The sequence below is a fragment of the Streptomyces sp. NPDC002793 genome (assembly GCF_040295485.1).
Lineage (GTDB): Bacteria > Actinomycetota > Actinomycetes > Streptomycetales > Streptomycetaceae > Streptomyces.
This window is the reverse complement of the sequence record NZ_JBEOVL010000003.1, coordinates 265,326-276,808: the sequence shown is the minus strand read 5'-3', so window position 1 is coordinate 276,808 and position 11,483 is coordinate 265,326. Positions and strand designations below refer to the sequence as shown.

At 70.8% G+C, this 11,483-nt stretch carries 11 protein-coding genes; 3 read left to right on the top strand and 8 right to left on the bottom strand.

The features are described 5' to 3' along the window. Window positions 1–23: 23 nt before the first annotated feature. Together ABT001_RS04575 and ABT001_RS04570 are read right to left on the bottom strand one after the other, a co-directional pair. Window positions 24–1,016, bottom strand: coding sequence for an aldose epimerase family protein (locus tag ABT001_RS04575; RefSeq protein WP_351272284.1), 993 nt, complete (start codon window positions 1,014–1,016; stop codon window positions 24–26). A gap of 11 nt (window positions 1,017–1,027) precedes the next feature. After that, on the bottom strand, window positions 1,028–1,942 hold the full coding sequence (locus tag ABT001_RS04570) for an SGNH/GDSL hydrolase family protein (protein WP_351272281.1): 915 nt from the start codon (window positions 1,940–1,942) through the stop codon (window positions 1,028–1,030). 362 nt (window positions 1,943–2,304) lie between these two features. On the opposite strand from ABT001_RS04570, the gene ABT001_RS04565 reads away from it, so the two are divergent. Further along, window positions 2,305–2,799 (top strand): DUF3145 domain-containing protein, encoded by a 495-nt coding sequence (locus ABT001_RS04565; protein WP_351272278.1) that lies wholly within the window; start codon window positions 2,305–2,307, stop codon window positions 2,797–2,799. 101 nt (window positions 2,800–2,900) lie between these two features. On the opposite strand, the gene ABT001_RS04560 is transcribed toward ABT001_RS04565, so the two are convergent. Then, window positions 2,901–3,506, bottom strand: coding sequence for a TetR/AcrR family transcriptional regulator (locus ABT001_RS04560; RefSeq protein WP_351272275.1), 606 nt, complete (start codon window positions 3,504–3,506; stop codon window positions 2,901–2,903). 237 nt (window positions 3,507–3,743) lie between these two features. Here ABT001_RS04560 and ABT001_RS04555 point away from each other — a divergent pair, with 237 nt between their 5' ends. Further along, window positions 3,744–4,862 (top strand): FAD-dependent monooxygenase, encoded by a 1,119-nt coding sequence (locus tag ABT001_RS04555; protein WP_351272272.1) that lies wholly within the window; start codon window positions 3,744–3,746, stop codon window positions 4,860–4,862. 103 nt (window positions 4,863–4,965) lie between these two features. Next, a complete protein-coding gene (locus ABT001_RS04550; protein WP_351272269.1) occupies window positions 4,966–6,450 on the top strand; it encodes an MFS transporter in 1,485 nt (494 codons plus the stop codon). Window positions 6,451–6,562: 112 nt separating this feature from the next. Here the strand turns inward: ABT001_RS04550 and fabF are convergent, their stop codons facing one another. From fabF to ABT001_RS04525, 5 genes are all read right to left on the bottom strand, one after another. Then, complete coding sequence (gene fabF, locus ABT001_RS04545; protein WP_351272266.1) at window positions 6,563–7,825, bottom strand: beta-ketoacyl-ACP synthase II; 1,263 nt, start codon at window positions 7,823–7,825, stop codon at window positions 6,563–6,565. A 79-nt stretch (window positions 7,826–7,904) separates the two neighbouring features. Then, window positions 7,905–8,153, bottom strand: coding sequence for an acyl carrier protein (locus tag ABT001_RS04540; RefSeq protein ID WP_014045780.1), 249 nt, complete (start codon window positions 8,151–8,153; stop codon window positions 7,905–7,907). Window positions 8,154–8,216: 63 nt separating this feature from the next. Then, entirely contained in the window at window positions 8,217–9,248 is a 1,032-nt protein-coding gene (locus ABT001_RS04535) for a ketoacyl-ACP synthase III (RefSeq protein WP_351272262.1), read from the bottom strand. Window positions 9,249–9,261: 13 nt separating this feature from the next. Further along, window positions 9,262–10,176: an ACP S-malonyltransferase gene (locus ABT001_RS04530; RefSeq protein WP_351272259.1), complete on the bottom strand. Its 915-nt coding sequence runs from the start codon at window positions 10,174–10,176 to the stop codon at window positions 9,262–9,264. 89 nt (window positions 10,177–10,265) lie between these two features. Continuing rightward, window positions 10,266–11,465: a PucR family transcriptional regulator gene (locus ABT001_RS04525; RefSeq protein WP_351272256.1), complete on the bottom strand. Its 1,200-nt coding sequence runs from the start codon at window positions 11,463–11,465 to the stop codon at window positions 10,266–10,268. Window positions 11,466–11,483: the final 18 nt, after the last annotated feature.

Below are 11,483 nucleotides of genomic sequence, written 5' to 3'. Positions count from 1 at the left end.
AGGTCGTCGGGCCGGGCCGGGCGTCAGCGCGCCGAGAAGGCGTACACCGTCGTGGAGGCGAACTCCTCGCCGGGCCGCAGCACCGTGCTCGGGAAATCCGGGTGGTTCGGTGAGTCGGGGAAGTGCTGTGTCTCCAGCGCGATCCCGGCGCACGGGACGAACGGGCCCCCGTCGAGGTGGTCGGCGGTGTACAGCTGGAGCCCCGGCTCCGTCGTGCGGACCGTGAGCAGGCGTCCCGACGCGGGGTCGTACAGCTCGGCGACCGGCTTCCCACCGGTCTCCTCCAGTACGTAGTTGGTGTCGTAGCCGGGCCCCAACGGCTTCGCCTCCCGGAAGTCGAAGCGGGTGCCCTCCACCGGCAGGAGCTCACCGGTGGGGATCGACTCCGCGTCGCCCGGGGTGATCAGCCCTGCCGCGAGACGCAGTTCGTGCCCCAGCGCGCTCCCGCTGTCCGCCCCCGCCAGATTCCAGTACGTGTGGTTCGTCAGGTTCACCACGGTCGGCGCGTCCGTCGTCGCCCGGTAGGCGATCCACAGCGCGCCCACCTCGTCCAGGGTGTATGTCACCGACACCGCCAGCCGCCCCGGGAAGCCCTCCTCGCCGTCCTCGGAGACCAGGGAGAGCCGCACGCCGTCCCGCACCTCCTCGGCGTCCCACACCCGCTTGTCGAAGCCGCGCCCACCGCCGTGCAGGGTGTTGCGGCCCTCGTTGCGCGTCAGCCGGTGCGTCCGCCCGTCCAGGACGAAGGACCCGCCCGCGATACGGTTCGCGTACCGGCCGACCACGGCGCCGAGGTACGGGCCGGCGTACGTCTCGTACCCCTTGACGTCCGGCAGTCCCAGGGCCACCTCTCCCCGGGTGCCGTCCCTCCCGGGGACCACCACGGACTGCACCACGGCGCCGTACGTCAGGACCCGCACCCGGGTGCCCTCGCGTTCCAGGGTCCAGCGCCGCACGGGCGTGCCGTCTTCGAGCGTGGAGAAGTCGTCGCTGTGTACCGCTGCACCCGTCGTCATGATCACGAACTTTACGCGGGGGGCCCGGACGCGGTGACGTTGCGGTAAGCGATCTCTGCCAGTCCGGCCTGGCCGTCTCGGCCCGGATGGAACCAGTCCCACTCGCTGAGCTGTTCACCGGTGAACCGGTAGTCGAACACCGCCCCGCCGTCGTACCGACAGCGCTCGTCCCGCGCGCAGACGTCCCGCAGCACCCCGTTGTACGCGACGACGCGCTCCCGCACCGCGTCACGCCGGGCGACGGCCGCGGCCCCCATGTCGTCGGCGTCGCCCAGCATCGAGCGGCAGATCCCCAGCTTCCAGATCTGCTTGCCCATCGGATTCTCCCGACCGACCGACCAGAGCCGCTTGAGGTCCGGCACGCTCGACACGTACACCTGCGCCTTCGGGGCCGCCGCGCGCAACTGCCGCATCGACGCCTCGAAGGACGCCCGGAAGTCGGCCTCCGGCGTCATCAGCTCCACCGAATCGCGGCAGGCGTCGTTCGCTCCGATCATCACCGTGACCAGGCCCGGCCTCTCCTTCGCCGCCAGCGCCATCTGCTCCGGCAGCTGCGCGATCCTGGCGCCCGACACCGCGTGGTTCCAGCTGTGCGTGGCGGCCTTCGACGTGCCGAGGACGCGTACGGCGAGGCTCCGCACCGCGCTGTCGGTCCCGGTCGCCCAGGACACCTCGGGGCAGTCGGCCAGCACCGAGCAGGCGTCGAAGCCCGTGGTGATGGAGTCCCCGACCGCGGCGATGGACGCGGGGCTCACGTCCCACAGCGGGGTGGGCGAAGGGGAGGGGCTCGCGGCGCCCGTGCCGCTCCGCGCGGACGGGCTCCCGTCTGAGGTGCAGCCCGTGAGCACGGCGGCTCCGACGGCGGCGACAGCCGTCAGAGTGGCTGCGACGCCTCGGACACGGCGACGTGACGGACGCTCGGACATCTGTGTTTTCCCCTCCGGCCACGCGGGTGACTGTGCCCCTGGCACAACCGGACAGCCCCAGGTGGCGGGCCTCCGCGCCCTCGCGGGTGAATGCTCTGCGAATGATGGCCCCGGGACCGACCGTACGTCACACACCCGGCCCCGGGGCACGGTAGCTTTTCCCCGTCGAACCAGCGGTGTGTGCCCGGCCCACGACGCGTCAGCGGGCCCGGTACGTTATCTCACGTCACATACTGTTCCTTTTCAGGAGATTCACTCCCGATGCTGTTTACTGATGACAACCTCGGGATCCGGCCGAAAAGCGACGGTACGGGCGCGAGGCCGCTGTGGAAGGCGAACCTCGTCCCACACTGGAGGTCCCGGTGACGACACGTGGAGTCCTTTACGTTCACTCCGCACCGCGCGCGCTGTGCCCGCACGTCGAATGGGCGGTGGCGAATGTGCTCGGTGTGAGGGTCCAGCTGGACTGGGCCAGACAGCCGGCCGCCCCTGGCACCTGGCGGTCCGAATTCTCCTGGAAGGGCCGTACGGGCACGGCTTCGGAGCTGGCCTCGGCCCTCCGTGGCTGGGACCTGCTGCGCTTCGAGGTGACGGCGGAACCGTGCCCCACGGCGGAGGGGGAGCGCTACAGCTCCACGCCGGGTCTCGGCATCTTCCACGCCGTCACCGGCATGCACGGCGACATCCTGGTCCCGGAGGACCGGCTCCGAGCGGCTCTGGCCCGCTCGCTGAACGGCGAGACGGACCTGGAGGCCGAGGTGGCCAAGCTCCTGGGCAAGCCGTGGGACGACGAGCTGGAGTCCTTCCGCCACGCGGGCGAGGGCGCGCCCGTGCGCTGGCTGCACCAGGTGGTGTGACGGGGCCGGCCCTGCCGGAACCTCGGTAGTCGGCCCAGCAGGAACGTTTCACCCCGGTTGTCGCAGGGTCGGTCCGGGGCCGGGGGCCCATCTTTCGCGCCTCAGCTGTGTGGTGCGGTGGCCCGGATGCCGGCGAGCACCACGCCGACGATGCGCTCGGCGTCCGTGCGTGTGAACGGGCGCATGCCGCGGTTGACGATCAGGTGCACGGGTCCGGAGATCATCTCGCCGAGGAAAGCGGGGTCGACCGGCGGGAGTTCGCCGCGGTCGACGGCGGTGTCGACCCGCCGCCGCATGACGGCCACGCGCTGGTCGAGGATCTTGGTGAGCGCCTGGACGGTGGGGCTCTGGCGGGCGGGCTGGATGGCCTGTTCGAGGGTTTTGCCGAACGGCGTTTCCAGGCCACCGGCCAGGTCCAGCAGAAAGTCCACCAGGTCCCGGTGGAGGTCGCCCGTGTCGGCGACCGAGGCGAGCTCCTCGGCGTAGCGCAGCAGGGCTTCGACCACCAGCTCCTCGCGGTCCGGCCAGTTGCGGTAGACGCTGGTCTTGTGCACGCCGGCGGACTCGGCGACCTCCTCGTAGCGGAAGCCCGCGATGCCGTCGCGCGCCACGAGCCGGACCGTCGCGGCGAGGATCTGCGCTCTCACCCGTGCGTTGCGGCCGCCCGGGCGCCGTGCGGGCGGCCGGGCGGCGGTCCCGTCGGCCATGGCCGCGCTCACCTCCTGTTTCTCTGCTCGGGCGCCGATTGTCGCCACGAGGGGCGTTGCGGTGCAAGCCGGTGGTAAGTATGGTCGCTAAAAGCGACAGGTTGTTTCTTTAGTAGCCCGGCCCGTCGCGATACCGGCCTGCCCGCCTCTCGCTCCGCCCCGCGGGCCCGGCCACCGACCGGCGGGCGGCGACCGATCCGACCGCGCACCCACTCCAACGAATCCTGGAGCACACACGTGAACATCCTCGTCTCAGGAGCCGGTATCGCAGGACTTGCCTGCGCACGCGAGCTCGGCACCCGCGGCCACGACGTCACCGTGGTCGAGTACGCCCCACACCTCCGACTCACAGGCACGCCCATCGACATCCGCGGTGACGCGATCCGGGCCGTGGACCGCATGGGACTTCTCGCGAAGGTCCGGAAGCAACGGGTCCGGATGTCGGAGCTCACCCAGTTCGTCGACAGCGGGGGCGAGCCGGTGGCCCCGATCCCGATGGCGGACATCAACGACTCCGACGACGACATCGAGCTCCTCCGCGAAGACCTCGTCCGCATCCTCGCCGACGCGCTCCCGGCCACCACCGCGGAGATCCGGTTCGGCGACTCGATCGAGACACTCACCGACGACGGCGGCGGTGTCGACGTACGTTTCGCATCGGGTCGCACCGGGCGGTACGACCTGGTGATCGGAGCCGACGGCCAGCACTCCGCGGTACGCGGGCTGGTGTTCGGGCCCGAGGACGACTACCTCCGGCACCTCGGCGTCTACTTCGCGCTCGCCGACCATCCCGGCGAAGCGCGTACCGAGGGCGCCAACTCCATATACAACGTCCCCCGTCGGATGGCAGGCATCTTCCGGTACAACGGCAAGGCCGTCGCGGTCTTCCAGTTCCGCTCGGATCCGATCGAGTACGACCACCACGACCTGGACGCCCAGAAGAAGATCCTCGTCGACGCCTTCGCCGGCCACCGGTCGTGGCGGATCCCGGAGCTGCTCGACGCGGCCCTCGCCGACCCCGGCTTCTTCCTCACCCCCGCGAGCCAGATCCACCTGCCCTCCTGGCACCGCGGCCGGGTCGCACTCGTCGGGGACGCCGGGTACAGCCCGGCCTATCTTTCCGGCCGGGGCACCTCACTCGCGCTCACCGGCGCCCACTTCCTGGCCGAGGAGATCGATCGGCACGGCACCGACCACACCACCGCGTTCGCACGGTACGAGGCCCGGCAGCGCCCCTACGTCACGTTGGCCCAGGACCGTGTCCACAGCGGTCGTGACCGCATGCTGCCGACGAGCTGGGCCGCCATCGCAGCCCGCAACAAGGCCCTGCGAGCATCCGCCACCGGCGCGCCCTGAACCCGGTGCCACGGCCGACCCGTGCCGGCCGCGCCGCCCACGGGGCGTGCCGTTCGCCGGGACCTCACCACTCACACGCTGCACACGCTGAAGAGGACGCGAAGTGAAAGACACACCGGAAAGGCCCGCCCCCCGCCCCCAGGAGCACCGCTGGAGCAAGCGGCTCGTCCTCTGGGCGGCCGTCCTCACCCTCGCCAACGTCCTGGCCGACGTCGCCATCGGCTCGCCCATGATGGTCCTGCCCCAGTTACTGGAGCACTTCCACACCGACCAGGCCGCATGGCTGAACGCGAGCGCGATGCTGGCAGGGGCCCTCTGGTCGCCGCTGCTCGCGAAGAGTTCCGACATCTTCGGCAAGCGCCGGATGCTCATCGGCACACTTCTCCTCGCCTGCACCGGAGCACTGGTCTGCCTCGTCGCCCCCAGCATCTGGATCTTCCTGGTGGGGCGCTTCCTCCAGGGCGCCGCCTTCGCGGCGATCTTCCTCACGGTGGCCCTCGCACGCCAGATCTGCACCCCGCGGGTGGCGATGGCCCTGATCGGACTCGTGACCTCGGGCTCCTCGCTCGTCGGCATCATCGAACCGTTCCTGATGCAGCCGGTCATCGACGCGTTCGGCTACCGGAGCGTGTTCCTGATGGCGGCGCTGCTCGCCGCTGCGGCCGCGCTCTGCGTGCGCGCCTTCATCCCGGAGTCACCGGTCCGCGGCACCGGCCGGATCGACGTGACCGGGGCGCTCCTGCTCGGCGGCGGCCTCTGCGCGGTGCTCGCCTACACCAGCCTCGGCAGAGACCTCGGATGGCTGTCCGGGGGCATGATCACGCTGCTGACGGCCGGCGCCGCCGCCCTGGCCGGCTGGGCGTTCCTCGCGCTGCGGGTCGAGGAACCCATCATCGACCTCCGGGCCCTCGGCCGCCCGATCCTGCTGACGCTGCTGGCCCTGGTGCTGGCGGCAGGTTCCTTCCGGAGCATGCTGCAACTGACGAGCATCGTCGCCCAGGTGCCCCCCGAGCTGGGTCTCGGTTACGGGCTGGGTGACGGGGAGGCGGTCGCGGTGCTGCTCGCCGCCCCCAACCTCGGCATCGTCATCGGCGGCACGTGCGCCGGATGGATCGCGGGGCGGTTCGGTCCCGCACTGCCCCTCTTCGTCGGCATCGCCGTCGGAGCGGTGGCGACCTTCGCGATGGTGGCGGGCGTATCGGTGCTCCCACTGGCGATCGCCTGCGGCGCCCTGGTCGGCATGGCCGCCGGAGCGATCGGCGCCTCCGGCTACAACCTGGCGACCAGCCTCGAAGCCCCCGAACGCCAGGGCACGACCGCCGGCCTGGTGTCGGTCGTGCTGGCCCTCGGCTCGGTCGTCTTCAGCTTCGCCGGGGGCGAGGTACTCAAGGCGACCCTCGTCCCCGGGACCTTCGCCGGCGACGCCCCGGTGAGCACGGCGACCGGCGTCCACCTCTACGTCGTCATGGCGGGAGCGCTCTTCCTCCTCGCCGCGGTGCCCGCGATCATGCTGGCCCGCAACCGGCCTGCCGCGCCCGTGCCGCCGGAGGCACCGCGGCTTCCGGTTCCGCAGGCGAGCGGCCGGTAGTCCGGCCCCACATCCTCGCCGGCCGGACGGATCGATGGGGCGCGCATGCGCGAGGCCCGCCTCCCCACGGGGGAAGCGGGCCTCGCGGCAGGATCAGTGGCTGATCACCGGGTCAGACCGAACGGAACGCCAGCACCACGTTGTGGCCACCGAAGCCGAACGAGTTGTTGATCGCCGCGATCGAACCCTCGGGCAGCGCCCGCGGCTCACCGCGTACGACGTCGGCGTCGACCGCCTCGTCGAGGTCGTCGATGTTGATCGTGGGCGGTGCCATCCGGTTGTGCAGGGCCAGGACCGTCGCCACGGTCTCGATACCGCCCGCGCCACCCAGCAGGTGACCCGTCATGGACTTCGTGGCGGAGATCGCGACATGGTCCAGGTCGTCGCCCAGCACCGCGCGCAGTGCCTTGATCTCCGCGATGTCACCCTGCGGCGTGGACGTGGCGTGCGCGTTCAGGTGCACGACCTCCGAGGGCTTCAGGTCCGTCGCGTCCAGCAGGTTCTGCATCGCGGCGGCGATCCCGCGCCCGGTGGGCTCGGGCTGCGCGATGTGGTGGGCGTCGGCCGACAGGCCCTGGCCGAGCACCTCGCAGTAGACCTTGGCGCCCCGCGCGGCGGCGTGCTCCGCGGACTCCAGGATCACGACGCCGGCGCCCTCGCCGAGAACGAAGCCGTCGCGGGCCGTGTCGTAGGGACGCGAGGCCTTCTCGGGCTCGTCGTTGCTCTTGGACATCGCCATCATGTTGGCGAACGCCGCGATCGGCAGCGGGTGGATGGCCGCCTCGGTGCCACCGGCGACGACCACGTCGGCACGGCCGGTGCGGATCATCTCGACGGCGTAACCGATGGCCTCGGCGCCCGACGCGCAGGCGGAGACCGGGGTGTGGACACCGGCCTGGGCGTTGACCTCCAGGCCGACGTTGGCCGCCGGGCCGTTGGGCATGAGCATGGGAACGGTGTGCGGGGAGACGCGGCGTACGCCCTTCTCCTTCAGCACGTCGTACTGGTCGAGCAGGGTGATCACGCCACCGATACCGGAGGCGATGACCGAACCCAGACGCTCGGGCCGGATCTTCTCGTCCTCGCCGGCCTTGCCGGTGAAACCGGCGTCGGCCCACGCCTCGCGGGCGGCGATCAGCGCGAACTGCGCCGAGCGGTCCAGCTTGCGGGCGAGCGGACGGGGCAGGACGTCACCCGGGTCGACGGCCGCGAGGGCCGCGATCCGGACGGGCAGTTCGGCGAAACGTTCGCCCTCGAGAGGCTTGACGCCGGACCGGCCGGCCATCAGACCTTCCCAGGTCGATGCGGAGTCGCCACCCAGCGGAGTGGTTGCGCCGATACCGGTGACGACCACGGTGCGATTGGTCGGGCTCACTGGAAAATCTTCTCCACGTGTAGAGGGTCGTGAATCAGCGGCGCCACCGCCGGGTGGCGACACACAGAACGGGCTGGGATCAGCCCTGGTGCTTCAGGATGTAGTCAGCGGCGTCGCCGACCGTCTTGAGGTTCTTGACGTCCTCGTCGGGGATCTTGACGTCGAAGCGCTCTTCGGCGGCGACGACGACCTCGACCATGGACAGCGAGTCGACGTCCAGGTCGTCGGTGAAGGACTTGTCCAGCTGGACGTCCTCGACCGGGATACCGGCGATCTCGTTGACGATCTCGGCGAGACCGGTGACGATCTCTTCCTGAGTGGCGGCCATGTTGGCGCTCCTTCGATGTGTTTCTGCAGGGTTCGGGCGGGTGGACCGAAAGGTCCAGGGTGCCTAGGGGAGGGTAACGACCGTCGCGGCGTAGACGAGACCCGCCCCGAAGCCGATGATGAGCGCCGTGTCGCCGCTCTTGGCCTGACCGGTCGCCAGAAGCCGCTCCATCGCGAGCGGAATCGAGGCGGCCGACGTGTTGCCGGTGGTTTCCACGTCACGGGCGACCGTGACGTGCTCCGGCAGCTTGAGTGTCTTCACCATCGAGTCGATGATCCGCATGTTGGCCTGGTGCGGGATGAAGACGTCCAGGTCCTCCGGGGAGATCCCGGCCGCTTCCAGCGCCTGCTGGGCGACCTTCGCCATCTCGAAGACGGCCCAGCGGAAGACCGCCTGGCCCTCCTGCGTGATGGCCGGGAACTTGACCTCACCGTTCTTGTCGAGCGGCAGCTTGGAGACGTCGCCGATGTGGAGGTCGTTCCACGAGACGGTCTGCTTGATCGTCTCGGACTTGTCGCCCTCGGAACCCCAGACGGTGGGGCCGATGGCCGGCTCCTGGGACGGGCCGACCACGACGGCGCCCGCGCCGTCGCCGAACAGGAAGGCCGTCGCGCGGTCCTCCAGGTCGGTGAGGTCGCTGAGCCGCTCGACACCGATGACGAGTACGTACTCCGCCGAGCCCTCGACGATCATGCCCTTGGCGAGCGTGAGTCCGTAGCCGAAGCCCGCGCAGCCGGCCGAGATGTCGAAGGCGGCGGGCTTGCCCGCGCCGACCTTGTGCGCGATGTCGGTGGCGACGGCCGGGGTCTGCTTGAAGTGCGAGACGGTGGAGACGATGACTCCGCCGATCTGCTCCGGGGTGATCCCGGCATCCGCGATCGCCTTGCCGGAGGCCTCCACGGACATCATCGACACGGTCTCCTCGTCGGAGGCCCAGTGGCGGGTGGCGATACCGGAGCGGGAGCGGATCCACTCGTCGGACGAGTCGATCGTCTCGAGGATCACCTCGTTGGGCACGACACGGGTCGGGCGGTAGCCGCCCACACCCATGATGCGTGCGTACGGGGCGCCCTTGCTGGGCTTGATCTTCGACATGCTCTCGGGCTCCTTAGGCGCCTGCGTGCTCGGAGATGAGCGCGCGGGCCGCGTCGAGGTCGTCGGGGGTCTTGAGCGCGAGGGTCTTCACGCCGGGCAGCGCGCGCTTGGCGAGCCCGACCAGGGTCCCGCCGGGAGAGGCCTCGATGAGGGCCGTGACTCCGAGCGCGGCGAAGGTCTCCATGCACAGGTCCCAGCGGACCGGGCTGGCGACCTGGCCGACGAGCCGCGTGATGACCTCGTCGCCGGTGGCGACCGTCTTCCCGTCGGCGTTCGACACGTACGTCACCTTCGGGTCGCTGACCGTCAGGGCGGTGGCGGCGTCACGCAGCTTGTCCACGGCCGGGGCCATGTGGCGCGTGTGGAACGCGCCGGCGACCTTGAGCGGCACCACACGGCGTACGCCTTCGGGCTTGTCCTCGGTCAGCGCGGCGATCTGCTCCGCGGTGCCGGCGGCGACGATCTGCCCGCCACCGTTGACGTTGGCCGGGGTGAGCCCCAGCTTCTCCAGGTGCGGGACCGTGACGTCCGGGTCCCCGCCGAGGAGCGCGGCCATGCCGGTCTCGGTGGCCGCGGCGGCCTCGGCCATGCCGAGCCCCCGGGTGCGTACGAAGCGGAGCGCGGCCTCGTCGTCGATGACGCCGGCGAGCGCGGCGGCGGTGATCTCGCCGACGCTGTGGCCCGCCACGACGCCGGGCGAGGCGTCAAGGGCGGCGGCGGAGAGGAGACCCGCGGCGACCAGCAGCGGCTGGGCCACCGCCGTGTCGCGGATCTCGTCCGCGTCGGCCTTCGTGCCGTAGTGGGCAAGGTCGAGCCCGATGGCGTCGGACCATCCCGCGATGCGGTCGGCGGCACCGGGGAGGTCGAGCCAGGGAGTCAGGAAGCCGGGCGTCTGAGCGCCTTGGCCGGGAGCGACGAGTACGAGCACCCTCACACTCTCTCTTGTGGACGGCCCCTGGCGCCGGTGGGGACAGGGACGAAGAACCGTCAGGGGAATTGTTGGAGTTCGACAAAAGTCTAGGACTGAGTGTCTCCGGCGGCCAAGCGCCCCAGGATGAGGGCGATCCGCAGAGTGAACGCGGAACGGACGTCGGAAGGTGACCAGCCGGTGACGTCAGTCACACGTCGCAGCCGGTAGCGCACGGTATTGGGGTGCACGAACAGCATCCGTGCCGCGCCCTCGAGGCTGCTCGCCTGCTCCAGATACACACTCAGCGTCTCCAGGAGTGCCGAACCCGCCTCTTCCAGTGGTCTGTAGATCTCCTCCACCAACTGAGCGCGCGCTGCCGGATCGCCCGCCATCGCACGCTCAGGAAGGAGATCGTCCGACAGGACGGGCCTCGGAGCGTCCTGCCACGCCGAGCAGGCCTTGAGACCTGCCGCCGCGGCCTGCGCGGACCTGGTGGCGGCGAGGAGGTCGGGCACCACGGGGCCGGCGACGACGGGGCCGGCCGCGTACGGACCGATCAGCGACTTCGCGACGTTCAAGGGGTTGTCGCTGCCGCCCGCGATCACGACCAGGCGGTGTCCGAGGACCCCGGTCAGGACCTGGAGCTTGGCGTGCCTCGCCGCCCGCCGGATCGCCTCCACGGTGAGCTCGCTGTCCCCGTCGGGGGCGGTGCCCAGGACGACGCACACATGGTCGGGGGAGTTCCAGCCGAGCGCGGCGGCCCGGGACACGGCACCCTCGTCCGCCTCGCCGGACAGCACGGCGTTCACCACCAGCGACTCCAGCCGGGCGTCCCACGCGCCACGCGCCTCGGCGGCCTGGGCGTACACCTGGGCGGTCGCGAAGGCGATCTCGCGGGCGTAGACGAGCAGCGCCTCGCGCAGCACCGACTCGTCGCCGGGCGCCGCGACCTCCTCGATCGCGGTCTCCATGACCTCGATCGTCGTACGCACCATCTCGACGGTCTGCCGCAGGGTGATCGCGCGTGTCAGCTCGCGCGGAGCGGTGCCGAACACATCGGTGGAGATCGCCTGCGGTGTCTCCGGATGCCGGAACCACTCGGTGAACGCGGCGATACCGGCCTGGGCGACCAGGCCGATCCAGGACCGGTTCTCCGGTGGCATAGCCCGGTACCACGGAAGCGTCTCGTCCATGCGTGCGATGGCGTGGGCGGCCAGCCGGCCGGAGGACTGTTCCAGCCGTTTCAGGGTCGCGGCGTGAAGATGGGCGGCATGCGCGGCGGGCTGCTCAGGATCGGGTCGGGGCACGCACACAAGACTGCCTTA